This is a genomic window from Streptomyces sp. NPDC048612, from assembly GCF_043199295.1.
GTDB lineage: Bacteria > Actinomycetota > Actinomycetes > Streptomycetales > Streptomycetaceae > Streptomyces.
Genome location: NZ_JBICVV010000007.1, coordinates 284,126 through 308,652 on the forward strand (window position 1 = coordinate 284,126; position 24,527 = coordinate 308,652).

The window sequence follows — 24,527 nt, forward strand, 5'->3', positions numbered from 1 at the left end:
AATTGCGAAGCTACGTCACTACATCTGCGTCAGACCGCCGGCGAGTCGGCGAGGTTCCACACCATATCGCCTTTTCCATCATCATTGATGTTGTACGTGATTTTCCCGTCGGCAGTGAACCCATTTTCCTGCCCGGAGAGCCACTCGGCCCGGACCTGAAAGCTATCCGCCGTCCGGCCGTTGATCTCGGCTGTCTCGTCAGAGGTCTTCCGGCTCTTCGTCGAGCCGAATTCCTCGACTCGCGACTGGACATCAAAGTTGTCGAACTTGTGACCGCCGGCTTCCTGCCAGTACCCCTGAGCCGTGCCCACGTAGGTCGCCCCATTGTAATAGATACACATCTTGACGTAGATGTCCACGTCGTACCCGGAAGTTGACAGCTCCTTGTGCTGCGATCGGGAACATCCACCGACAGCTTGCGCCGGCGCGCCCGCGAAAATCATGCCCGTAAAGGCAAGCAGACCAGCTGCCGAAACCGTACCGATTCGAGAAATGCTGCGCTTCACGATCCCCCCTGAAAAACTCTGCGACACATGCAATCTATGCGGCAGGAAGGGGACCGTCAATCGAATATCCGACAAGAGAGCGCCACATCAGACCGCGCCCCCTGGGGGATATTCCCGCATCACGTCAAGCGAATTTCGATCAGCCTTCTGATGAAGATTTCGCCAGGGCAGCTTCCCCCTTGGCCCGCATGGCAGCCAAGGGAGCCGGAGCGCGCCCCGTCATCAACTCGACCTGAAGGAGCGCCTGGTGAACAAGCAGGTCCAATCCGCCCACCACAGCACCTCCACACCCCGACCAACGCGCCGCGAGCGCACTGGGCCAGGGGTCGTACAACACGTCGAAGAGCGTCGCCGGCCGCTCCGGAACGGACGCGGCCAGCGCGTCGGTGGCGCCCGCCGGCGTCGTGGCGATCACAAGGGGGGCACGCAGCGCCTGCGCTGCGTCGGCCCAGTCCTCGATCCGTACCTCGACGCCGAGACGCGTTCCCCATTCCCGCATCTCGGCGGCACGGGCCGCGCTGCGTACGTAGGTGACGATCTCGCCTTCGCAGACCTGCGCAAGCGCGGCGAGCGCAGATGAGGCGGTCGCCCCTGCCCCCAGAATGGCGGCCGTCTCGACCCGGTCGATGCCCCGCTCGCGCAGCGCCGCGACCATTCCGGGGATGTCGGTGTTGTCGCCGACCCTCCGGCCCTGCTCGGTGAAGACGACCGTGTTGACCGCTTCAACGGATGCCGCGACGTCACTGACCTCATCGAGCAGCGGAATCACCGCTCGCTTCAGCGGCATGGTCAGCGACAGCCCCCGCCATTCCGGTCCGAGCCCCGCCCAGAATCCGGGCAGAGAAGCCTCGTCGACCTCGAACCGGTCGTACGTCCAATCCCGCAGCCCCAGCGCCTCGTAAGCAGCGCGGTGCAACACCGGCGAAAGGGAGTGGGCAATGGGCGACCCGAGGACCGCCGCTTTCTTTGTGTCGGGCACAGCTCGGCCTTAGTTCGCGTTCTTTTGCGCTTGCTGTCGCTTGTTGAATTCCTTGACAAGCTTCATGTGGTCGGTGAGATTCGTCGTGAAGTCCGTCTTCTTCCCATCGACCGAGATGAAGTAGAGCCACTTGTTCGACTTGTCCGGGTTGACCGTGGCCTTCAATGCATCGTCCCCGGGGTTTCCGATCGGGCCGGGCGGCAGACCTCGGTAGAAATACGTGTTGTACGGGTCGTCGTAGTTCCGGATCTCGTCCGTACTGATATTGATCTTGCTCTGATTCTTCAGGTAATTGAAGGCCGAATCGAACTCGAGCTTCTGATTGGTGTCCGTATTGCTCGGAGCAAGCCGGTTGTAGACAACCGCCGCCATCTTCCGGAAGTCATCGTGCGTCATACCCTCGGCCTGGGTGAGGCTGGCGACGGTAATCAACTGGAGCGGGGACTTCAAATGGAATTTCTCGGCGTTCGCCTCCAGGTCGTACTTGGCGTACACCTGCTTCGCCCGGGAGATCATCTGCTTGAGGACATCCGCCGGCTTCGCCTTCTCGCCCACGCTGTAGGTCGACGGGTAGAGGAAGCCCTCCAGCGGGTCCTTCGTCTTCGCGGAGTCGTTGGCCCAGGACGGCAGGCCGAGGCTCTTGGCCTCGGTCTTCGCGACCTTCTTGGTACTGCCGGTCGCGAGGTGGAGCTTCTTGTCGATGAGCTTGTAGACGTCGCCGGAGCGCAGGCCCTCGCGGATGGTGAGGCCGTTGCGGCTCTTGGGGTCCACCATCAGCTCGACGGCCGAGGCCGCGGACATGTGCTTGCGCAGGGAGTAGGTCCCCGGCTGGAGGACCTTGTCCTTCTTGCTGTCGACGGCCGCCTCGGAGAACGCGTCGGCGCTCTTGACCACACCGGCCTTCTTGAGGGCCAGACCCATCTCAAGGATCGTGGAACCGTCCGGGACCTCGACCTGGACGTCGCCGGTGCCCTCGCCCTCGTAGTCGGGGGCGGAGCCGAGGTGGCTCATGATGAAGTCGTAGCCGAAATAGCCGACGACGCCCACGGCTCCGGCGAAGAACAGGGTGACGACCAGGCAGGTCCGGCCGCTGTGCCGCTTGTTCTTCTTGCCCTTGCCGTTCTTGCCGCGGCGCTCGCGGCCGCCGCCCCGGCCCTCGTCGCGCGGGCCCCTGCCGTCGTCGCCGTCGTCGTCCTCGCGGTCCGCGAAGAACGCGTGCTCCCGCTCCGGCTCACGCGGTCCCGGCTCGGCCCGCCAGTCGTCGCCGGTGCCGGGGCCCTCGTCGTAGTACGGCTCCCCCTGCTCGGGGTGCGGCGGCTGCTGCTGGTACTGCTGGTGCTGCTGCATCCCCTGGGGGGGCTGCCCGCCCGGCATGCCCCGCTGGTCCTGCATCCCCTGCGGGGCCTGCTGCTGCGGATGCTGCTGCGGCGGATAGGCGTCGGGGGCGGCGTAGTAGTCGGAGCCCGTTCCGCCGTACGGGTCGGCCGGCTGCTGCTGCCCGTAGGGGTCGTACGGGTCGTAGGGCGTCTGCCCGCCCTGCGACCCGTCCCAGCCGCCGTTGTAGTGCTGCTGGGCATACGGGTCAGCCTGCTGCTGGGGATACCGGTGGGCCTGCTGTCCGTCCCACTGAGGCTGCTGCGCCTGGCCTCTGGAGGAACCCTGGTCTCCGTAGAGCGGGTCCTCCAGATGCCACGGTTCGGAGCCGTAGCCCCGGCCATACTCGGTCATCGATCCCCTAGAGCCGAGAGGCGGTGCACTCCGGCCCGGCAGCGCGCTTGCTGTACCCGATCCGCCTCTACTTGCACGCGCGGCTGTTCGAACGCCGCACATCGCGCGGAACGTTACCGTACCGCGATCAGATGACCACTTCGACGCTCTCTCCCGGAGGCTCCCCGGAGACGCGTTCGGTCTCCAGTGCGCTCTGCAGGATGACCACCGCGGCCGCCTGGTCAACCACCGAGCGGCCCTTCTTGCTCCGGACGCCCGAGGCCCGCAGGCCCTGGGTGGCCGTGACCGTAGACATCCGTTCGTCGACCAGCCGGACCCCTACGGGGGCGATGGTGCGGGCCATCTCCTGGGCGAAGGCCCGGACCTTGGCCGCGGCCGGCCCCTCTCCCCCACTGAGGGAGCGGGGCAGGCCGACCACGACTTCGAGGGGCTCGTACTCCTCGACGATCGCCTTGAGCCGGCGGTGCGCGGCCAGCACATCACGTCCCGGCACGGTCTCGACCGGGGTCGCGAGGACCCCGTCGGGGTCGCACGAGGCGACCCCGATACGGGCGTCCCCGACATCCACGGCGAGGCGCCGGCCACGTCGCATCTCTGTCACGTGCGTCAGGCCGCCTCGGCGACGAGGCGCTCGACGGCCTCGATGGCCTCGGGCACCGCGGCGGGGTTCTGACCGCCGCCCTGGGCGACGTCCGGCTTGCCGCCGCCTCCGCCACCGAGCGTCTTGGCGGCGGTACGGACCAGGTCACCGGCCTTGATGCCGCGCTCGCGGGCGGCCTCGTTGGTGGCGATCACCGTCACCGGGCGGCCGTTGGCGACCGAGAACAGCGCCACGACGACGGCCCGGTCGCCCTGGATGCGGCCGCGGACGTCCAGCACCAGCTTGCGCAGGTCGTCGGCGGAGGTGCCGTCCGGTACCTGCCCGGCGGCCAGCGCCACCCCGCGGACGTCCTTGGCGCCCTCGGCCAGCCCGGCGGCGGCCTGCAGCACCTTCTCGGCGCGGAACCGCTCGATCTCCTTCTCGGCGTCCTTCAGCTTGGCCAGGACCCCGGAGATCTTCTCCGGCAGCTCCTCCGGGCGGCCCTTGACCAGCTCGGTGAGCTGCGAGACGACGGTGTGCTCACGGGCCAGGAACTTGTAGGCGTCCACGCCGACCAGGGCCTCGACCCGGCGGACGCCGGAGCCGATGGACGACTCGCCGAGCAGCTTCACCAGACCCAGCTGGGCGGTGTTGTGGACGTGGGTGCCGCCGCACAGCTCCTTGGAGAAGTCGCCGATGGTGACGACCCGGACGCGGTCGCCGTACTTCTCGCCGAACTCGGCGATGGCGCCCTGCTTCTTGGCGTCCTCCATGCTCATGACCTCGGCGTGCACGTCGAGCTCGCGGGAGAGCACCTCGTTGATCTTCTGCTCGACGTCCGTGAGGACACCGCCGGGCACGGCGGCCGGCGAGCCGAAGTCGAAGCGGAAGCGGCCCGGGGAGTTCTCCGAACCGGCCTGGGCGGCCGTCGGGCCCAGGGCGTCGCGCAGCGCCTGGTGGGTGAGGTGGGTGGCGCTGTGGGCGCGGGCGATGGCGCGCCGGCGGGTGACGTCGATGGTGGCGTACGCGGCGGAGCCGAGCACCACCTCGCCGACCTGGACGGCGCCCTTGTGGACCGTGACACCGGGCACCGGCTGCTGGACGTCGCGGACCTCCACGACGGCGCCGGAGTCCAGCCTGATCCGGCCGGTGTCGGCGAGCTGGCCGCCGCCCTCGGCGTAGAAGGGGGTGCGGTCCAGGACGACCTCGACCTCGTCGCCCTCGTGGGCGGCGGGGGCCGGGACACCGTTGACCAGCAGGCCGACGATGGCGGACTCGCCCTCGGTGGCGCTGTAGCCGGTGAACTCCGTGGCACCGGACTTGTCGGCGACCTCACGGTAGGCGGACAGGTCGGCGTGGCCGCTCTTCTTGGCCTGGGCGTCGGCCTTGGCGCGCTCCCGCTGCTCCTTCATCAGGCGCCGGAAGCCGTCCTCGTCCACCGACAGGCCCTGTTCGGCGGCCATTTCGAGGGTGAGGTCGATCGGGAAGCCCCAGGTGTCGTGGAGCAGGAAGGCCTTGTCGCCGGGCAGGACGGCGGAGCCGGCGGCCTTGGTGTCGGTGACGGCGGTGTCGAGGATGTTGGTGCCGGCCTTCAGCGTCTTGGCGAAGGCGGCCTCCTCGGCGAGGGCGACCGTCTCGATGCGGCGGCGGTCCTCCAGCAGCTCCGGGTACTGCTGGCCCATGGTCTTGATGACCACGTCCAGCAGCTCGCCGACGACCAGTCCGCTCGCGCCGAGCAGGCGCATGTTGCGGATGGCGCGGCGCATGATGCGGCGCAGCACGTAGCCGCGGCCCTCGTTGCCGGGGGTGACGCCGTCGCCGATGAGCATCGTGGACGTACGGATGTGGTCGGCGACCACGCGCAGCGAGACGTCGCTGTCGTGGGAGGTGCCGTAGTGGACGCCGGTCAGCTCGGTGGCCTTGTCGATGACGACGCGCAGGGTGTCCGTCTCGTACATGTTCGGGACGTCCTGCAGGATCATCGCCAGGCGTTCGAGGCCGAGGCCGGTGTCGATGTTCTTGCTGGGCAGCTCGCCGAGGATCTCGAAGTCCTCCTTGCCGGTGCCCGCACCCCGCTCGTACTGCATGAAGACGAGGTTCCAGATCTCCACGTACCGCTCGTCGTTGACGGCCGGGCCGCCCTCGACGCCGAACTCCGGGCCGCGGTCGTAGTTGATCTCGGAGCACGGGCCGCAGGGGCCCGGGACGCCCATGGACCAGTAGTTCTCCTTCTTGCCCAGGCGCTGGATGCGCTCCTTGGGCACCCCGACGACCTCGTGCCAGATCCGCTCGGCCTCGTCGTCGTCGAGGTAGACGGTGATCCAGAGCTTCTCGGGGTCGAGGCCGTAGCCGCCGTCGGCCTGGGAGCCGGTCAGCAGCTCCCAGGCGTACTTGATGGCGCCTTCCTTGAAGTAGTCGCCGAACGAGAAGTTGCCGCACATCTGGAAGAACGTGCCGTGCCGGGTGGTCTTGCCGACCTCTTCGATGTCCGGCGTGCGCACGCACTTCTGGACGCTGGTGGCGCGCGGGGCGGGCGGCTTGACCTCGCCGAGGAAGTACGGCTTGAAGGGCACCATGCCCGCGGGGACCAGCAGCAGCGTCGGGTCGTCCGCGATGAGCGACGCCGACGGCACGACGGTGTGCCCACGCTCTTCGAAGAAGCGCAGCCAGCGGCGGCGGATTTCAGCCGACTCCATCAGTGGTCCTCTTTTCCAGTCGGTCCGGTCAGACCGGTGTGTCCGGTTGTTCTCGTGGTGCGGTACTGCGGTTCGAGCACCGCGCGGCGCGGCGCCGGGAGCTCGCGGACCTCGTCCGGTTCGCCGAGCCCCAGGGCGTCGTGCAGCTGTTCTTCACGGTCCGCCATTCCGGTCCGTACGTCCAATGCAAATTGGCGCAGCCGGTGTCCGGTCTCGACGGCCTTGTCCGCGGCCTGGGCGGCGAGGCTGTCGGGCTGCAGCTTGCGCAGCTTGCGGTGGACCTTGTTGGTGGCCCACACGCCGGCGGCGGCGCCGGTGGTGAACCAGAATGCGCGGCGGAACATCGCTGTGATCAGTCCTTGGAGCGACGGTTGCGGCGCCCGCCACGGCGGGCGCCGGGCAGGATACGGCCGGGGACGACGGTGCGCTGCGGCTCCGGCTCGCCCTTCTTGCCGATCGCGCGGCGCACGCCGTAGCCGAACGCCGCCACCTTGACCAGCGGTCCGCCGAAGGCGGAGGACACGGTCGAGGAGAGCGCGGAGGCGTTGGCGGTGACCTCTTGGACGTCGGCGGCGATGGCATCGACGCGGGCCAGCTGGGTGTGCGCGGAGCGGACCGTCGCGGAGGCGTCGGCGAGGAGGGGTACGGCCTGCTCGGACACCTCGGCCACCATCTTGGTGGTCGCCTTGAGCGTCTGTGCGAGCCTCACCAGCACCAGGGCGAGGAACGACACGAGGATCGCCCAGAAGACGGCCACGAGAATCCCGGCCACCTCTCCACCGGACACGTTGGCACCACTCTCCGACTGGTTCGGTCTGCTTCTCGTCCTGCTCGAACGGCAACCTTGACCTTATCGCGCCGTGACTGTGCGTCCGTACCCCGTTCCCGGTGGCGCGGGGCGGGCACGGGAGGAATCCGGCGGCGTGATTGTACGGTCCGCATCCTGCCGAGTACGCTCCGTGTGCCATGCGACGCCTCACGCGCCCCGGCCCCGTCTCCCGCCCGTCCAGCGAGCGCCTGCGGGCGCCGGGCCGGCCGGGGAACCTCCCTGCGGAACTCAACCGCTTCATCGGCCGCGACGACGAACTGGCCGCGCTGGCGCGGCAGCTGGAGTCGGACCGCCTGGTGACGCTCACCGGCCTCGGCGGCGTCGGCAAGTCACGGCTCGCCCGCCATGGCGCAGCGATCTTGCAGGATCGCTTCTGCGATGGGGTGTGGCTGGTCGAACTGGATTCCCTGCGGGAACCGCACCTCCTGGACCACACCGTCGCCGAGGCGCTGGCACCGGCCGACCGCACCGGCCGACCGGTGCGCGCCGCGCTCTGCGACCACCTCGCCGGCCGGGAACTGCTGCTCGTCCTCGACGGCTACGAGCACTTGGTCGATGCCTGCGCGGAGCTGACCGCGGAGTTGCTGCGCCGCGCCCCCGGACTGCGGGTGCTGGCCGCCGGCCGGCGGCCGCTCGGGCTGACCGGCGAGCGGAACCTCGCGCTGGCGCCGCTGAACACCGCCGATGCGACGGCCCTGTTCACCGACCGCGCCGCGGCCGTGCTCGGCGGCTTCACCATCGAGGAGGCCGACGAGCCGGCGGTCACCGAGCTGTGCGAGCGGCTGGACGGCATTCCGCTCGCACTGGAGCTGGCCGCCGGACGGCTGCGCGCGCTCTCCGTCGACCAGGTGCTCCACCGGCTCGACGACCGCTTCCGGCTGCTGACCGGTACCGCCCGCGGGACCCTGCCGCGCCATCAGACGCTGCGCACCGCGATCGGCTGGAGCCATGAGCTGTGCACGCCCGAGGAGCGGCTGCTGTGGGCGCGGCTGTCGGTCTTCGCCGGGCAGTTCGACCTGGAGGCGGCCGAATACGTCTGCTCGGGCCCCGAGCTGCCGGCCGCCGGACTCCTCGACGTCATCGCGGAGTTGGTCGCCCAGTCGGTGCTGGTACGGGAGGAGACCCCGGCCGGGGTGCGCTACCGGATGCTGGACACCGTACGGGCCTACGGCGCGGGCTGGCTGGCGGCGACGCGGGACGGCGACCGGCTGCGGCGCCGGCACCGCGACTGGTACCTGGGGCTGGCCACCTGGTGCGAACTGGACTGGTTCAGCTCCCGGCAGGCCGAGATCGCGGCCCGGATCGACGCCGAGCTGCCCAATCTGCGGGTGGCGCTGGAGCAGAGCCTGGAGTGCCCCGCCGAGACGCACCTGGGCCAGTACCTGGCGGGCACCCTGTGGTTCTACTGGGTGGGCTGCGGCCGGCTCTCCGAGGGCCGGCACTGGCTGGACCGGGCCCTGGAGCTGGAGAGCGACCACGACGACGCACGGCTGAAGGCGCTGTGGGTGGCCGGCTATGTGGCGCTGATCCAGGGGGACACGGTCGGCGCCCTGGGGGTGCTCCAGGAGTGCCGCGACGAGGCCGAGCGGACCGGCAACGCCACCGCCGCCGCGTACGCGCTGCACCGCACCGGCTGTCTGGCGCTGGTCTGCGACGACCTGCCGCGCGCCGAGGAGCTGCTGCGCGGGGCGGTGCGGCGCTACCGGGAGATCGGCGAGCTGAACGGCACCGTGCTGCTGGCGCAGGTCGAGCTGGCGATGGCGGTGGCCTTCCGGGGCGAGCCGGCGGACGCGGTGCGGCTGTGCGAGGACGTGCTGGAGGTGTGTGAGGACCACGGGGAGCGCTGGACCCGGGCGTACGCCCAGTTCGTGCTGGCGTACGCGGCCTGGTCGCGGGGCGACGGCGGGCGGGCCCGGACCCTGCTGGTGGAGTCGCTGGCCGTCCACCACACCTTCCACGACCTGCTGGGCGTGGTGCTGGCGCTCGAACTGCTGGCGACGGTGACGCTCGGCGAGGGGGACGCGGAGGAGGCGGCGGTGCTCCAGGGCGCCGCGGGGCGGATCTGGCCCTCGGTGGGGCTGCCGCTGTTCGGTTCGCGCCACTTCCGGGGGCCGCACGCCGAGTGCGAGGAGCAGGCGCGGAAGCGGCTGGGGGCCGAGCGGTACGGGCGTGCCCTGCGCACGGGCGAGCGCCTCGGCCTGGACGCGGCGGTGGCCCGGGTGCTGCGGCCCGGCGGTCCGGCGCCCGCCCGGCACCGCTCCGTACTGCTCGCGCCGCCGGGAACGCACGAGCCCGCCGCCTCCCCCTCCGCGAGCGGCGGGGAGACGGCGGGCTGAGCGTGGTGCTGCGCCTGCGGTGGTGCTTAGCGGGCGTAGTACTCGACGACGAGCTGCTCGTCGCAGATCACCGGGATCTCCTTGCGGTTCGGGTCCCGGTCGAGGCGGAACGCCAGAGCCTGCAGGTTGACCTCGATGTAGCGCGGGGTCTCGCCGTCGGGGGCGTAGCCACCCTCACGCGCGACCTGGAAGGGGTGCTTCTCGCGGCTGCGCTCGCGGACCATCACGACGTCGCCGGGGCGGACGCGGAAGGACGGCTTGTCGACCTTGCGGTCGTTCACCGAGATGTGGCCGTGGACGACCATCTGGCGGGCCTGGTAGATCGTGCGGGCGATGCCCGAACGCAGGACGAGCGCGTCCAGACGGCGCTCAAGCTCGATGATCAGCGCTTCGCCGGTCTTGCCTTCGACCTTCCGAGCGCGGTCGTAGGCACGCGCCATCTGGCGCTCGCTGATGTCGTACTGCGCACGCAGGCGCTGCTTCTCGAGCAGACGGACCTTGTAGTCACTGCTCTGCTTGCGGCCACGGCCGTGCTCGCCGGGCGGGTAGGGACGGGCCTCGAAGTACTTGACGGCCTTGGGCGTCAGCGCGATGCCGAGCGCGCGGGACTTCTTGACCTTGGGACGCGACTGGTTCACGTGGAACGTTCCTCCATGTAAGTTAGGTGAGGCTTACCTTAGCGCGAGGAGAACGCATGTTTCGACCGGGAACCCCCCTGCCCAGTGCGCACCGCACCGAGTCGGGTCAGCCGCGTCCCGTGGAAGGCGCCCAGCAGCCCACCGCCGCCGAGCGCATACGAACCCTCGTCGACTCCAATGGTATGGCGTCTCTGAGCATCCCCGGTGTCGAGGACCCCGACGAGACCGGACTCTCGGCACCGGTCTGCCGGACCGTGACACCCGACGGAGACGTGCTGTTGCTGGTTTCCGGGGACTCTGCGGCGGCTCGGGCGGCGGCGCACGCACAGGACGACGACCTCACAGCCGTGATGGAGATCACGGATGTTGCACCCGTTTCGGTGCCCCATCGCATCCGTGGACGGGCCTGGGTGGCCGGCTGGCTCACCCCCGTACGCAACGAGCAGCGCGCCGAGGCGGCGATGCTGCTCGCCGAGCGGCACCCGGTCGGCGAGCTGCTCGGCATCGGCGAGGCGCTCCAGCCGGAGCCCGCGCCGGGCCTCTACGGGCGGACCGCCTGGATGATGCTGCGCCTGGAAGTCGGCGAGGGCGCGGTGGACGACCTGTGGGGCGCCGAGTCCGTCGAGCCGGACGACTTCGCCGACGCGGCTCCCGACCCGCTGATCATCCACGAGGCGGAGCTGCTCCAGCATCTGCACGCCGCGCACAGCGAGCAGGTACGCGGACTGTGCACCCTGCTGGGCGACCGCGGAGAGGTCTGCGGGCTGCGCGACCGGGCCGTGCCGGTCAGCCTGGACCGCTTCGGGCTGCGGGTGCGCTTCACCGACGCCGAGCAGCGCTCCTTCGACGCACGGTTCGACTTCCCCGAGCCCGTACGGGACGTGGCCGAGCTGCGGCGGGCGATGCACCGCCTCTTCGAGGCCGCGGCCGGGTAGCGGGACGACCACCGCCCGGCCGCCCCCGCTACCCGTCGGTGCTCTCGCCGGAGTCCGTACGCAGCCGGACCCGTACCCGCTCGACGACATCGGCGTAGCGCGCCTCCGCACCATGGCGGGTGGGCTCGTAATAGCGCGTGCCGTGCACCTCGTCCGGGGCGTACTGCTGGGCCGCGATACCGCCCGGCAGGTCGTGCGGATAGCGGTAGCCCTGGCCGTGGCCGAGCTTCTGGGCGCCCTTGTAGTGGCCGTCGCGCAGATGGAGCGGCACCGCACCCGCCCGGCCGGCCCGGACGTCCGCCAGGGCGGCGTCGATGGCCGTGTACGCGGCGTTCGACTTCGGCGCCAGGGCGAGCGCGATGGTGGCCTGGCTCAGCGTGATCCGCGCCTCCGGGAAGCCGATCATGGCCACGGCCTGGGCGGCGGCGACCGCGGTCTGCAGGGCCGTCGGATCGGCCAGCCCGATGTCCTCGCTCGCCGAGATCATCAGCCGGCGGGCGATGAACCGCGGGTCCTCCCCCGCCTCGATCATGCGCGCCAGGTAGTGCAGCGCGGCGTCGACGTCCGAGCCCCGGATGGACTTGATCAGCGCACTGGCGACGTCGTAGTGCTGGTCGCCGTCCCGGTCGTACTTGACCGCCGCCCGGTCGACGGACTCCTCCAGCGTCTGGAGGGTGATCTCCTTCTCGCCCTTGGCCAGCGCGGAGCCGGCCCCCGCCTCCAGGGCCGTCAGCGCGCGCCGGGCGTCGCCGCCCGCGATCCGCAGCAGATGCCCCTCGGTGTCCTCGGGGAGCGTCACCGCGCCCGCCAGCCCGCGCGCGTCGGTCAGCGCGCGCCGCAGCAGGCCGCGCAGATCGTCGTCCGTCAGCGGTTCCAGGGTCAGCAGCAGGGAGCGGGACAGCAGCGGCGAGATCACCGAGAAGTACGGGTTCTCGGTCGTCGCGGCGATCAGGGTGACCCAGCGGTTCTCCACGGCCGGCAGCAGGGAGTCCTGCTGGGCCTTGCTGAAGCGGTGGATCTCGTCGAGGAAGAGGACGGTCTCCTTGCCGTAGCCGCCCGAGGCACGCCGCGCGCCGTCGATGACCGCGCGGACCTCCTTGACCCCCGCCGTGATCGCCGAGAGCTCCACGAAGCGCTTGTTCGTCGCCTGGCTGACGACATGGGCCAGGGTCGTCTTGCCGATGCCCGGCGGTCCCCACAGGAACACCGAGGACGGCCCCGCGGGACCGCTGCCTCCCTCACCGACCAGGCGGCGCAGCGGCGAGCCCGGCTTGAGCAGATGCTGCTGGCCCACGACTTCGTCGAGGGTGCGCGGGCGCATTCGGACGGCGAGCGGGGACCCGGCGGGGTCCTTCTCCTGGCGGTCTTCGGCAGCGGCGGTGAACAGGTCGGGCTCCACGATCACGAGCCTAAGCCACCCCACTGACAACGCCCCGGCCGCCGTCAGGACGGGCCGGGGCGCGGGCAGCGCGTCGGGCGGGCTCAGATGAGGCTGCTCCAGTACGTCCACCACTTGGTGAGGATCAGCAGCGCGAGCACGCCGTACCAGAGCACCGGCACGACCCAGTGGAACTCCAGCACGGCCCGGCGCAGCCCGTCGGGGGCCGGGATGATCCCGTGCTTGAGGTTGTGCACGGTGGTGTACCAGAACATCAGGATCGTGATCAGCCACGTCAGCGTGCACCACAGGCACAGCGAGTTGATGACGTACAGCGACTGGGACATCAGCCACATGCAGAAGACCGTGCCGAGCAGCGTGCCGACGTTCAGTCCGATCCAGTACCAGCGGCGGAAGCGGGCGCCGGCCAGCAGGGCCATGCCGATCCCGATGACGGCGCCGAAGGCGACCAGACCGGCGACCGGGTTCGGGAAGCCGAAGACCTCCGCCTGCGGGCTCTGCATGATGTTGCCGCAGGAGATGATCGGGTTGAGACTGCAGGCCGGCTTGTAGTGCGGGTCCTTCAGCAGCTCGATCTTGTCCAGGGTGATGACCCAGGACGCGAGCAGCCCCAGCGCTGCGGTGATCACCAGGAGCACCGCGAAACCGCGACCCGAGCCGATGGTGCCCGTGCCGCGCGCGCGGTCGTCGTCGGTGGACACGTCGTCCAGCGCTGTCGTCGTCATATCGGAGTTCCGTCGATCCCTCGGGTTTAGAGGCTGGCGCGGGCCCGGTCACGGCCCCGCCGTTCATTCTGCCCCAACTCCACCATGAACCACTGTGCGATGAGCATAAAGACGGGTGCCCCGCGCACAGCGTTCTCTCAGCTTCCGCCGCGTTCCGCCCGGCCCGCCGCGTACCGACGGCCCGTGCCCCCCGGTACGGCCGTGCCGGAAACCCTCCGCCGGGGTGAACACGCGGCTCGGCGTTGACACCGGGCGCCCCGGCGGCACGACGGGCCCGGGAACGCCCGAGGGGCCCGGCCGGCCGATCGCCGTCCGGGCCCCTCGGGGTGCGCGCCGCGCCGCGGCCTCAGCCCAGCGTGCGCCGGACCTCCTCGGCCACGGCGTCCAGCGCGATCGCGGTCTGCTCACCGCTCTCCAGGTTCTTGAGCTGGACCACGCCCTCGGCCAGGTCCCGCTCGCCGGCCACCAGGGCCAGCCGTGCGCCGGAGCGGTTGGCGGACTTCATGGCGTTCTTCAGGCCCTTGCCGCCGAACGCGAAGTCCGTGGCGACACCGGACCGCCGCAGCTCGGTGACCACACCGAACAGCACCCGGCGGGCCTCCTCGCCCAGCGGGACGGCGTAGACGGCGGTGGCGGCGGGGATGTCGAGCGTGATGCCCTCCGCCTCCAGCGCCAGCACCGTGCGGTCGACGCCCAGGGCCCAGCCGACGGACGGCAGCGCGGGGCCGCCGATCATCTCGGAGAGGCCGTCGTAGCGGCCGCCGCCGCCCACCGCGGACTGCGAGCCGAGGCCGTCGTGGACGAACTCGAAGGTGGTGCGGGTGTAGTAGTCCAGGCCGCGGACCAGCTTCTCGTCGTCCTCGAAGGTCACGCCCGCCGCGGTCAGCAGCTCGCGCACCTGCTCGTGGTACGCCTTGCAGGCCTCGCAGAGGTAGTCGCGGAGCCGGGGCGCCCCGTCGAGCTGCTTCTGCACGGCCTCGCGCTTGTCGTCCAGGACGCGCAGCGGGTTGATGTCGACCCGGCGCCGGGTGTCCTCGTCCAGGTCGAGCCCGCGCAGGAAGTCCTGCAGCGCGGCGCGGTAGACGGGGCGGCACTCCTTGTCGCCCAGGGAGTTGAGCAGGATGCGGAAGTTCCGCAGGCCCAGCGCCCGGTAGGCCTGGTCGGCCAGGATGATCAACTCGGCGTCCAGCGCCGGGTCTTCGGCACCGATGGCCTCCGCGCCGACCTGGGAGAAGTGGCGGTAACGGCCCTTCTGCGGGCGCTCGTAGCGGTAGTACGAGCCGGAGTACCAGAGCTTGACCGGGAGGTTGCCGGCCTTGTGGAGGTTGGCCTCCAGTGCGGCGCGCAGCACGGACGCGGTGCCCTCGGGGCGCAGCGCCAGCCGGTCGCCGCCCTTGGTCTCGAAGGCGTACATCTCCTTGGTCACGATGTCGGTGGACTCACCGACACCGCGCGCGAACAGCTCGACGTTCTCGAAGCCGGGCGTCTCGATGTAGCCGTAGCCGGAGTTCTTCAGCGGCGCGGAGATCGCCTCGCGCACCGCGAGATAGGTGGCGGACTGCGGCGGAATCAGGTCGTAGGTGCCCTTGGGGGCCTTGAAGGTGCTCACGGAAGCTCTCGTCACATTCCTCGTCGCGGAGGGGCGCTGAAGCCGTCTCCGAGGCCGGCGGCCACTTCCCGGAGGAAGGGGTTGGTGGCGCGCTCGCGGCCGATGGTGGTCTGGGGGCCGTGGCCGGACAGGACGACGGTGGAGTCCTCCAGCGGCAGGCACACACGCGCCAGCGACTGCAGGATCTCGGCGTGGTCGCCGCCCGGCAGGTCGGTGCGTCCGATGGAGCCGGCGAAGAGCAGGTCGCCCGAGAAGAAGACCGGCGGGATGTCGGCCTGCTCGGGCATCCGGAACGTCACCGACCCCTTGGTATGGCCCGGGGCGTGCGCGACGGAGAACTCCATTCCGGCGAGTTCCAGGGCGGCACCGTCGCTCAGCTCCTTGACGTCGTCCGGCTCCCCCACGGTGAGTTCGCCCATGAGCTGCTGACCGATGGAGCGGCCGAGGGCCTTCTCCGGGTCGCTCATCATGAAGCGGTCCTCGGGGTGAATCCAGGCCGGGACGTCGTGCGCGCCGCACACCGGGACCACGGAGGCGACATGGTCGATGTGGCCATGGGTCAGAACGACCGCGACGGGCTTGAGCCGATGCTTCGCGACGGCGTCCTCGACTCCTTGGGCGGCCTGGTGGCCCGGGTCGATGATGACGCACTCCTCGCCGGCGGCGGGGGCGACCAAGTAGCAATTGGTGCCCCAGGCCCCGGCGGGGAACCCGGCAATCAGCACGTTCGTCCTTAAAGGTCGGTGGTGAGGGTCGGTCCGCGGGACCGCTCCCGGAACATCTCAGCAGCTCCAGAGCCTACCGGCGGGACTCCCGGCAGGGCGAACCCGTATACGGTACGGCCACGGCGGACGACAGCGATCGGTGATCGGACGAAGGAGACGACCGGTGGTCAGCAGAGATCAGCGGAGACGGCAGCTCGCCAGGGAGAAGTACGAGCGCCAGCGGCAACGGCGGTCCGTGGAACAGCGCAGGACCAAACGCCGCAATGTGGTCCTCGCGTCCGTCCTGGCCGTCGTGCTGGCAGCCGGTCTCACCGCCTACGTCTCCGCCGGACTGACCGGCCGGGACGACGACGCCGACCGGGCGTCGGCACCCCCGTCCCCCTCCAGGGCGCCGGACCCCTGCAACCGCCCCGCCAAGGGCAGCCCCTCCGCCAGAACCTGGAAGAAGGAGCCGGCGATGTCCCTCGACACCTCGGCCTCCTACACCGCGAAGCTGGCGACGACCTGCGGCGCCATCGAGCTGGAGCTGGACGCCGGCAAGGCACCGCATACGGTCAACTCCTTCGCCTTCCTGGCCGGTCAGGGCTACTTCGACCACAGCAGGTGCCACCGCCTGGTCGACCAGAACATCTACGTCCTGCAGTGCGGCGACCCGAAGGGCACCGGCCAGGGCACCCCCGGCTACACCCTCCCGGACGAGAACCTCAAGGACCCCCGGCTCAAGGGCGGTGTCTATCCGGCGGGCACCGTCGCGATGGCCAACCGCTACGACGGGCAGAGCGAGAAGACCCGTGACTCGGGCGGCAGCCAGTTCTTCCTCGTCTACCAGGACAGCAAGCTGCCCCCGAACTACACACCGTTCGGCACCGTCACCGGCGGTATGGACGTACTGAAGAAGATCGCCAAGGCCGGTTCGACGCCGGACCGGCAGACCGGCAATACCGCGCCCAACGCCACCGTCGTGATCGACAAGGCATCCGTGAACAAGTCCTGACCTGCCGGGCGACCTGGGGCGGTGCGGTGGCGCTCGCGGTCCGCACCGCGGAATTTCGGTCGTGCTGGATGCGGACAGCCGACCGCCGGTCGCCTAGATTGGCGTTGTGTAGGGTGCCTGTCCGACGGCTCACCCTCACCCGCAATTCAGCCCGTCGGACCGGTCAGGGCGCGGCTCTGCCGGACAGAAACTGTGGACGATGCCGGGGGGCCGCACGCCCTCGTCGGCATCATGTGGAGGAGGCGCTGTGAGCAGCGACCCATGGGGCCGCGTCGACGAGACGGGGACCGTGTACGTGCGTACCGCCGACGGCGAGCAGGTCGTCGGATCGTGGCAGGCGGGCACTCCCGAGGAGGCCCTCGCCTACTTCGAGCGCAAGTATGAGGGCCTGGTCGTCGAGATCGGCCTCCTCGAGCGCCGGGTCAAGACCACCGACCTGTCGGCGAAGGACGCCACGACCGCGATCGAGCATCTGCGCATCCAGGTCGACGAACACCACGCGGTGGGCGATCTGGAGGCGCTGAAGAAGCGGCTCGACAAGCTCGTCGAGGCCGTGGAGGCCCGTCGCGAGGAGCGCAAGGCGCAGAAGGCGCGGCAGAGCGACGAGGCCCGGCACGCCAAGGAGAAGCTGGTCGCCGAGGCCGAGGAGCTGGCGGCCAGTGAGCAGTGGCGGGCGGCCGGTGAGCGGCTGCGCGCGCTGGTCGACACCTGGAAGGGCCTGCCGCGGCTCGACCGGAAGACGGACGACGAGCTGTGGCACCGCTTCTCGCACGCCCGCTCGGCGTTCTCCAAGCGGCGCAAGGCGCACTTCGCCTCGCTGGACGCCCAGCGCGAGGAGTCCCGTAAGGCCAAGGAGAAGCTGGTCGCCGAGGCCGAGGCGCTGTCGAACTCGACGGACTGGGGGGCCACCGCGGCCCGCTACCGCGAGCTGATGACGGACTGGAAGGCCGCCGGACGCGCCCAGCGCGAGCACGAGGACGACCTGTGGAACCGCTTCCGCGGCGCCCAGGACATCTTCTTCCAGGCGCGCAGTGAGGTCTTCGCGGAGCGCGACGCCGAGCAGCGGGAGAACCTGACCCGCAAGGAGGAGCTGGCCGTCGAGGCCGAGAAGCTGCTCCCCGTCTCGGACCTGAAGGCGGCGCGGGCGGCGTTCCGCTCGGTCAATGAGCGGTGGGAGGCCATCGGTCATGTCCCGCGCGACGCCCGCCCGAAGATCGAGGGCCGGATGCACGCCGTCGAGCGGGCCATCCAGGAGGCCGAGGAGAGCGAGTGGCGCCGGACGAACCCCGAGGCGCGGGCCCGCGCCGCGGGGCTGACCGGCCAGCTCCAGGACGCGGTCGACAAGCTGGAGAAGCAGATCGGCACGGCCCGGGCGGCGGGCAACAACGCCAAGGCCGACAAGCTCGGCCGGGAGCTGGAGGGCCGCAAGGCGCTGCTGGACCAGGCGCTCAAGGGCCTGGAGGAGTTCGGCGGTTGATCCTCTGACCCGAAAAGGGGCCCCGGTACCTGCGTACCGGGGCCCCTTTCGTGCGTGGTTACGGGCGGCGGGCCGAGGTCACCCGGTACACGTCGTACACGCCCTCCACGCTCCGTACGGCCTTCAGGACGTGCCCCAGGTGCTTGGGGTCGCCCATCTCGAAGGTGAAACGGGAGGTGGCGACGCGGTCGCGGGAGGTCTGGACGGCCGCCGAGAGGATGTTGACGTGCTGGTCGGACAGAATCCGGGTGACGTCCGAGAGGAGCCGGGAGCGGTCCAGCGCCTCGACCTGGATGGCGACCAGGAAGACCGAGGACTGGGTGGGCGCCCACTCGACGTCGAGAATCCGCTCCGGCTGCCGGGACAGCGAGTCGACGTTGACGCAGTCGGCGCGGTGCACCGAGACGCCGTTGCCGCGGGTGACGAAGCCGATGATGGGGTCGCCCGGCACCGGCGTACAACAGCGGGCCAGCTTGACCCAGACATCGTCGACGCCCTTGACGACCACACCGGGGTCGGCGCTGGAACGGCGCTTGGAGCGCGGCCGGATCGGGGTCGACTCGGCGATGTCCTCGGTGGCCTCGTCCTGGCCGCCGAGCGCCTGCACCAGCTTCTGGACGACGCCCTGCGCGGCGACATGGCCCTCGCCGATCGCGGCGTACAGCGAGGAGATGTCGGGGTAGCGCATCTCGTGCGCCAGGGTCACCAGCGAGTCGCCGGTCAGAATCCGCTGGATCGGCAGGTTCTGCTTGCGCATGGCGCGCGCGATGGCGTCCTTGCCCTGCTCGATCGCCTCGTCGCGGCGCTCCTTGGAGAACCAGCCGCGGATCTTGTTGCGGGCGCGCGGGGACTTGACGAAGCCCAGCCAGTCGCGGGACGGGCCGGCGCCCGTCGCCTTGGAGGTGAAGACCTCCACCAAGTCGCCGTTGTCCAGGGTCGATTCGAGCGGGACGAGGCGTCCGTTGACCCGAGCGCCTATCGTGCGGTGGCCGACCTCGGTGTGCACCGCGTACGCGAAGTCGACGGGGGTGGCGCCGGCCGGCAGTGCTATGACGTCGCCCTTCGGCGTGAAGACGAAGACCTCGTTGCGGGACAGGTCGAAGCGCAGCGACTCCAGGAACTCGCCCGGGTCCTCGGTCTCCTTCTGCCAGTCGAGCAACTGCCGCAGCCAGGCCATGTCGTTGACCGTGTCCTGACCCTTGCCGGCGTTCTTCGGGACGTCCGTACGGATCTTGGAGGCGCCCGCGACCGCTTCCTGCTTGTACTTCCAGTGCGCGGCGATGCCGTACTCCGCGCGGCGGTGCATGTCGAAGGTACGGATCTGCAGCTCGACGGGCTTGCCGCTGGGGCCGATCACCGTGGTGTGCAGCGACTGGTACATGTTGAACTTCGGCATCGCGATGTAGTCCTTGAACCGGCCGGGGACCGGGTTCCATCGCGCGTGGATGGTGCCGAGGGCGGCGTAGCAGTCGCGGACGGTGTCGACGAGGACGCGGATGCCCACCAGGTCGTAGATCTCGGCGAAGTCGCGGCCGCGCACGATCATCTTCTGGTAGACGCTGTAGTAGTGCTTCGGGCGGCCGGTGACGGTGGCCTTGATGCGGGCGGACCGCAGATCGGCCTGGACCTCGTCGGTCACTATGGCCAGATACTCGTCGCGCTTGGGCGCCCGCTCGGCGACCAGCCGCACGATCTCGTCGTACATCTTGGGGTAGAGGATCGCGAAGGCGAGGTCCTCCAGCTCCCACTTGATGGTGTTCATGCCCAGGCGGTGGGCGAGCGGAGCGTAGATCTCCAGCGTCTCGCGGGCTTTCTTCTCCTGCTTCTCCCGCTTGAGGTAGCGCATGGTGCGCATGTTGTGCAGCCGGTCGGCGAGCTTGATCACCAGGACGCGTGGGTCCTTGGCCATCGCGACGACCATCTTGCGGACGGTCTCGGCCTGCGCGGCCTCGCCGAACTTGACCTTGTCGAGCTTGGTGACGCCGTCGACCAGCAGCGCGACCTGGTCGCCGAAGTCGCGGCGCAGGGTGTCCAGGCCGTACTCGGTGTCCTCGACGGTGTCGTGCAGCAGGCCCGCCATCAGCGTGGCCGGGTCCATGCCCAGCTCGGCGAGGATGGTGGTGACCGCGAGCGGGTGGGTGATGTACGGGTCGCCGCTCTTGCGCTTCTGGCCGCGGTGCCAGCGCTCGGCGACCTGGTAGGCCCGCTCGACCTGGCGCAGCGTAGCGGTCTCGATCTTGGGGTCGTTGCCGCGGACGGCCCGCAGCAGCGGCTCCAGGACGGGGTTGTACGGGCTGGAGCGCTGCACGCCCAGCCGGGCGAGGCGGGCCCGTACCCGGTTGGGGGAGCCGGAGCGGCCGGCCGGGGCGGGCGGCAGCGGCTTGGGGGCCGCGGGCTGGTCGGCCTTGGCGGGCGGCTTGGCCGCCCGGGACGGCGTGGACGCCGACTGCGACGAGGAGGCGGGCCCCGGCTTGGGCGCCGGGCGGGGCCGCTCGGCGGGCGCCGGGGACGCGGAGGTCGGGCCGGCCGGCGGCCGGGGCGTGGCGGTGCCGTCGGGCGCGCCCTGCCGCTCGGGCTGGGGCGCGTCCGGGGAAGCCGCGTCCCTGGGCTTCGTCCCGTCCGGGCGCGCGGCGTCGGTTCCCTTCGGACGCAGTCCGGGGGAGAGCGGCTGGGCCTCGTCTGGCAAGAGCACTCCTCAGGCGGTTCCGGACCCCAGAACCTCGTACGGGCCGGGATGCCATGGTATCGACCCCGTGACCGCAACTCCCCCGCGGCCATGGGTCCGTACATGACACAGCAGCGGAGGCACCCGGATTCTTCCGGATGCCCCCGCTGCGGAGATGCGGTGCGCGACGGCTCAGACCGTGATCAGAGCCTCCAGCGGAGCGCCCTTCAGACCCGGCTCCAGCCGCTGCCGCCCGGCGAGAAAGCCCAGCTCCAGCAGCACGGCCAGGCCCGCGACCTCGGCGCCGGCGCGGCGGATGAGCTGCAGCGAGGCGTCGGCGGTACCGCCGGTGGCGAGCACGTCGTCGATCACCAGCACCCGGTCGCCCGGGGCCAGCGCATCGGTGTGGATCTCGATCTCGGCGGTGCCGTACTCCAGCTCGTAGGCCTGCCCGAGCGTGCTGCCGGGCAGCTTGCCCGCCTTGCGGACGGGGACGAAGCCGACACCGGCCCGGACCGCGACCGGAGCGGCGAGTATGAACCCGCGCGCCTCCAGGCCGACGATCTTGTCCACCCGGTGGCGTCCGCACAGCTCGGCGAACGCCTCGGTCAGCGCGCCGAACGCGGCCGGGTCCGCCAGCAGCGGGGTGATGTCCTTGAACACCACACCCGGCTGCGGGTGGTCCGGGATGTCCGTGATCCGGCTGAGCAGCAGCTCACGCAGTTCCGCGGGGGCGCTCACCGGCGCTTGCCCGACGGGCGGCCGCGTCCGCGATTACGGGCGGCGGGCTGGTGGCGCGGGCCGACGACCGCGGCACCGTCCTCGGCGGGGCCCGGCTCCTGGCCGTCCTCCGCGTCGTCCTGGCCCGCGTCCTTGGCCGCGGCCGCAGCACGCTTCGCCTTGACCCGCTTGGCCAGCGCCTTCATCTGCGGCTCGCGGCTCTTCAGGTCGGCGACCAGCGGGGTCGCGATGAAGATCGACGAGTACGCGCCGGCGGCGAGGCCGACGAACAGGGCCAGCGAGATGTCGTTGAGCATGCCCGCGCCCAGGAAACCGCCGCCGACGAACAGCAGGCCGGCGACCGGGAGCAGCGCCACGACCGTGGTGTTGATGGAGCGCACCAGGGTGCTGTTGATCGAGCGGTTGGCGATCTCGCTGTAGGTGAAGCGGGTCTGCTTGGTGAGGTCCTTGGAGGCTTCCTTGAGGCTGTCGAAGACGACGACCGTGTCGTACAGGGAGTAACCGAGGATCGTGAGCAGACCGATGACCGTGCCGGGGGTGACCTCGAAGCCGACCAGGGCGTAGACACCGACCGTGATCGTGAGGTCGTGGATCAGCGCGATCAGGGCGGCGAGCGCCATCCGCCACTCGAAGGCGATCGCCAGATAGAGCACCACGAGGACCATGAAGATCCCCAGGCCCAGCCAGGCCTTGTTGGCGATCTCCTCACCCCAGCTCGGGCCGACCAGCTGGGTGTTGACGTCCTTGACCGGGATGTTCAGGTCCTTGGCCAGCTCCTCCTGGACCGGCAGCGCCTGCTTGGTGTCCAGACCGCTGATCTGGATGCGCAGCCCGCCGCTGCCGAGCTTCTGCACCACGGCCTGGTGGCCGGCGGCCGCGGACTCCGCGTGGTGCTGGGCCTGCGGGGCGGAGACGCTCGTCTGCGGGGTGGTGAAGACCGCGCCGCCGGAGAACTCGATGCCCATGTTCAGACCGCGCACCGCGAGGCCGACGAGGGCCGTGATGGTGATGAGGATCGAGAGGCCGTACCAGATCTTCCGCTTGCCGATGAAGTCGTAGCCGACCTCGCCGCGGTAAAGCCGGGCGCCGATGTTGCCGAGCTTCGACATCTCACGCCTCCTTCGTCTGGGTGGGGGCGGTGCGACGGCGTCGCAGCGGCGGCTTGGCGCCCAGGCGCTTGGGATCAAGGCCGGACCAGGGGTGTCCGTTGGCGAAGAACGCCCGCCGGGCCAGGATCGTCATCAGGGGCTTGGTGAAGTAGAAGACCACAACGACGTCGAGGACGGTGGTCAGGCCGAGCGTGAACGCGAAGCCCTTCACCTTGCCGACGGTGACGATGAACAGCACCGCGGCGGCCAGGAACGACACGAAGTCGGAGACCAGGATCGTACGGCGGGCCCGGGGCCAGCCGCGCTCGACGGCCGGGCGCAGACTGCGGCCCTCGCGGATCTCGTCCCGGATGCGTTCGAAGTAGACGATGAACGAGTCGGCGGTGATACCGATGGCCACGATGGCGCCGCAGACCGCCGGGAGGTTCAGCGCGAACCCGATGGTCGGGCCGAGCAACGTCATGATCGTGTACGTCAGGATCGCCGAGACCAGCAGACTCGCCAGCGCGACCAGCGCCAGTCCCCGGTAGTAGGCGACGAGGTAGATCACGACCAGGGCCAGGCCGATGGCACCCGCGAGCAGACCGGCGTGCAGCTGCTCACCGCCGAGCGCCGCGGTGACCGTGGTCTCGTCGGCGATCTTGAAGGAGAGCGGAAGGGCGCCGTAGGACAGCATGTTGCCCAGGTCCTCGGCGGTCTGCTGGGTGAAGCCACCGGAGATCGTGGCGCTGCCGCCGTTGAGGCGCTCGCTGACCCGCGGGTCGGAGACCACCGCGCCGTCCAGGACGATCGCGAACTGGTTCTGCGGCGGCGTCTTGGTGGCGAGCTTGCCGGTGACGTCCGCGAACTTCTTGCCGCCCTCGGAGGTGAAGTCCATCTGGACGATCCAGCCCTGGGCCTGCTGGCTGTCGAAGACGGCCTTGGCGTCCTTGACGTCGGTGCCCTCGACGCCGATCGGGCCGAGCACGTACTTCTGCGTGCCGTCGTCCTTGCAGGCCACGACCGGCTCGGACGGCTTGGCGCCGGCGGCGCGCTCACCGGCAGCGGCGCGGCCCTTCTTGCTGGAGCAGTCCAGCGCGTTGAGCTGCTTCTGGAGGGCCGGCGGGATGTCCGCGCCGGGTGTCGGCGGTACCGCGGGGGCGGAGGGCTTGGCCGGACCGGAGGGGGTGGGCTGGGCGGACGGCGCCTTCTTCAGCGCGTCCGTCGCCGCACGGCCCTGGGTGGTCGGCTTGTCGCCCGGCGACTGCGAGGCCTGCTGCTGGGTGCCCGGCTCCTGCTTGGCCTTGTCACCCGCGGCCTTGTCGCCCTTGGCCTTGTCGTTCGCGCCCTTCTTGGAGGGGCTGGGCTTGGGCTCGGGGGTCTTGGTGCCCGCCGTGGTGGTGAGCACCGGCCGGAACCCGAGCTGAGCGGTCGTGCCGACCTGCTGACGGGCCTGCTTCGCGTTCGTCCCTCGCGGGATGTTCACGATGATGTGGTTGGTGCCCTGCGTCTGGACCTCGGTCTCGGACACACCCAGACCGTTGACCCGCCGGTCCATGATGCCGGCGGCGGTCTTCATGTTGGTCTCATTGATCGCGTTGGGCTTGCCGGGCATGTTCTCGGCCTCGAGCGTGAAGCTCGTGCCTCCGGCGAGGTCGATGCCCAGCCGGGGCGTCAGCGTACCGGCATAGAACATGCCGCCGACCAGCCCCACGATCGCGATGATGACCAGGACCAGGGCACGGCCCGGATGCCCCTGGCTCGCGGGCGTCCTGCGGCCCTTCTTCGGTGCTGCCACCTTCTCGTATCTCCCTGTCCAACCCCTCGGCCGGGGATGCCGGCCAAGGGGCCACGAAGTCTTGTGGGGACGTGCCCCC

The 24,527-nt window shown here is 70.3% G+C and carries 20 protein-coding genes; 4 read left to right on the forward strand and 16 right to left on the reverse strand.

Annotation, left to right across the window (positions count from 1 at the left end; translation table 11 throughout):
* Positions 1-29: 29 nt before the first annotated feature.
* The 7 genes from ACGFN2_RS14290 to ACGFN2_RS14320 all read right to left on the reverse strand — a co-directional run bounded on the left by ACGFN2_RS14290 (position 30) and on the right by ACGFN2_RS14320 (position 7,276).
* Positions 30-506 carry a hypothetical protein gene (locus tag ACGFN2_RS14290; RefSeq protein WP_393360183.1) on the reverse strand — a complete coding sequence of 159 codons (477 nt, stop codon included), beginning with the start codon at positions 504-506 and terminating at the stop codon, positions 30-32.
* Positions 507-645: 139 nt separating this feature from the next.
* Positions 646-1,485, reverse strand: a complete 840-nt coding sequence (locus tag ACGFN2_RS14295; protein WP_393360185.1) for a shikimate dehydrogenase — start codon at positions 1,483-1,485, stop codon at positions 646-648.
* Positions 1,486-1,494: 9 nt separating this feature from the next.
* Positions 1,495-3,213, reverse strand: coding sequence for an endolytic transglycosylase MltG (gene mltG, locus ACGFN2_RS14300; protein ID WP_393360187.1), 1,719 nt, complete (start codon positions 3,211-3,213; stop codon positions 1,495-1,497).
* A 127-nt stretch (positions 3,214-3,340) separates the two neighbouring features.
* On the reverse strand, positions 3,341-3,805 hold the full coding sequence (ruvX, locus tag ACGFN2_RS14305; protein ID WP_393360224.1) for a Holliday junction resolvase RuvX: 465 nt from the start codon (positions 3,803-3,805) through the stop codon (positions 3,341-3,343).
* A gap of 14 nt (positions 3,806-3,819) precedes the next feature.
* Positions 3,820-6,489: an alanine--tRNA ligase gene (gene alaS / locus ACGFN2_RS14310; RefSeq protein ID WP_362602293.1), complete on the reverse strand. Its 2,670-nt coding sequence runs from the start codon at positions 6,487-6,489 to the stop codon at positions 3,820-3,822.
* Positions 6,489-6,833: a DUF6167 family protein gene (locus tag ACGFN2_RS14315; RefSeq protein WP_327157926.1), complete on the reverse strand. Its 345-nt coding sequence runs from the start codon at positions 6,831-6,833 to the stop codon at positions 6,489-6,491. Before ACGFN2_RS14315 ends, alaS begins: the two co-directional genes overlap by 1 nt.
* A gap of 8 nt (positions 6,834-6,841) precedes the next feature.
* A complete protein-coding gene (locus ACGFN2_RS14320) occupies positions 6,842-7,276 on the reverse strand; it encodes a DUF948 domain-containing protein (RefSeq protein WP_174887034.1) in 435 nt (144 codons plus the stop codon).
* Positions 7,277-7,455: 179 nt separating this feature from the next.
* On the opposite strand from ACGFN2_RS14320, the gene ACGFN2_RS14325 reads away from it, so the two are divergent.
* Complete coding sequence (locus tag ACGFN2_RS14325; RefSeq protein ID WP_393360190.1) at positions 7,456-9,654, forward strand: ATP-binding protein; 2,199 nt, start codon at positions 7,456-7,458, stop codon at positions 9,652-9,654.
* Positions 9,655-9,680: 26 nt separating this feature from the next.
* Here ACGFN2_RS14325 and rpsD read toward each other — a convergent pair whose 3' ends face one another.
* Positions 9,681-10,292: a 30S ribosomal protein S4 gene (rpsD, locus tag ACGFN2_RS14330; RefSeq protein ID WP_362602284.1), complete on the reverse strand. Its 612-nt coding sequence runs from the start codon at positions 10,290-10,292 to the stop codon at positions 9,681-9,683.
* A gap of 182 nt (positions 10,293-10,474) precedes the next feature.
* Between rpsD and ACGFN2_RS14335 the strand changes: the two genes are divergently transcribed.
* Positions 10,475-11,227, forward strand: a complete 753-nt coding sequence (locus tag ACGFN2_RS14335) for a DUF2470 domain-containing protein (protein ID WP_362602496.1) — start codon at positions 10,475-10,477, stop codon at positions 11,225-11,227.
* A gap of 28 nt (positions 11,228-11,255) precedes the next feature.
* Here ACGFN2_RS14335 and ACGFN2_RS14340 read toward each other — a convergent pair whose 3' ends face one another.
* From ACGFN2_RS14340 to ACGFN2_RS14355, 4 genes are all read right to left on the reverse strand, one after another.
* Entirely contained in the window at positions 11,256-12,626 is a 1,371-nt protein-coding gene (locus ACGFN2_RS14340; protein ID WP_393360226.1) for a replication-associated recombination protein A, read from the reverse strand.
* A gap of 83 nt (positions 12,627-12,709) precedes the next feature.
* Positions 12,710-13,351, reverse strand: a complete 642-nt coding sequence (locus ACGFN2_RS14345; protein WP_362602278.1) for a vitamin K epoxide reductase family protein — start codon at positions 13,349-13,351, stop codon at positions 12,710-12,712.
* A gap of 346 nt (positions 13,352-13,697) precedes the next feature.
* The gene (hisS, locus tag ACGFN2_RS14350) at positions 13,698-14,960 is read right to left on the reverse strand and encodes a histidine--tRNA ligase (protein ID WP_393360193.1); all 1,263 of its coding nucleotides are present in this window, start codon (positions 14,958-14,960) and stop codon (positions 13,698-13,700) included.
* 11 nt (positions 14,961-14,971) lie between these two features.
* Positions 14,972-15,685, reverse strand: coding sequence for an MBL fold metallo-hydrolase (locus ACGFN2_RS14355; protein ID WP_362602272.1), 714 nt, complete (start codon positions 15,683-15,685; stop codon positions 14,972-14,974).
* Positions 15,686-15,848: 163 nt separating this feature from the next.
* On the opposite strand from ACGFN2_RS14355, the gene ACGFN2_RS14360 reads away from it, so the two are divergent.
* Positions 15,849-16,679 carry a peptidylprolyl isomerase gene (locus ACGFN2_RS14360; protein WP_393360195.1) on the forward strand — a complete coding sequence of 277 codons (831 nt, stop codon included), beginning with the start codon at positions 15,849-15,851 and terminating at the stop codon, positions 16,677-16,679.
* Between the two features lie 247 nt (positions 16,680-16,926).
* On the forward strand, positions 16,927-18,156 hold the full coding sequence (locus ACGFN2_RS14365; protein ID WP_393360197.1) for a DUF349 domain-containing protein: 1,230 nt from the start codon (positions 16,927-16,929) through the stop codon (positions 18,154-18,156).
* A gap of 58 nt (positions 18,157-18,214) precedes the next feature.
* Here ACGFN2_RS14365 and ACGFN2_RS14370 read toward each other — a convergent pair whose 3' ends face one another.
* The 4 genes from ACGFN2_RS14370 to secD all read right to left on the reverse strand — a co-directional run bounded on the left by ACGFN2_RS14370 (position 18,215) and on the right by secD (position 24,448).
* Positions 18,215-20,842: a RelA/SpoT family protein gene (locus ACGFN2_RS14370; protein ID WP_393360200.1), complete on the reverse strand. Its 2,628-nt coding sequence runs from the start codon at positions 20,840-20,842 to the stop codon at positions 18,215-18,217.
* Between the two features lie 171 nt (positions 20,843-21,013).
* Positions 21,014-21,562, reverse strand: coding sequence for an adenine phosphoribosyltransferase (locus ACGFN2_RS14375; RefSeq protein WP_393360202.1), 549 nt, complete (start codon positions 21,560-21,562; stop codon positions 21,014-21,016).
* Positions 21,559-22,671 (reverse strand): protein translocase subunit SecF, encoded by a 1,113-nt coding sequence (gene secF / locus ACGFN2_RS14380; RefSeq protein WP_393360204.1) that lies wholly within the window; start codon positions 22,669-22,671, stop codon positions 21,559-21,561. The genes ACGFN2_RS14375 and secF overlap by 4 nt, the downstream gene beginning before the upstream one ends.
* A gap of 1 nt (position 22,672) precedes the next feature.
* Positions 22,673-24,448, reverse strand: a complete 1,776-nt coding sequence (secD, locus tag ACGFN2_RS14385; protein ID WP_393360206.1) for a protein translocase subunit SecD — start codon at positions 24,446-24,448, stop codon at positions 22,673-22,675.
* Between the last annotated feature and the right edge of the window lie 79 nt (positions 24,449-24,527).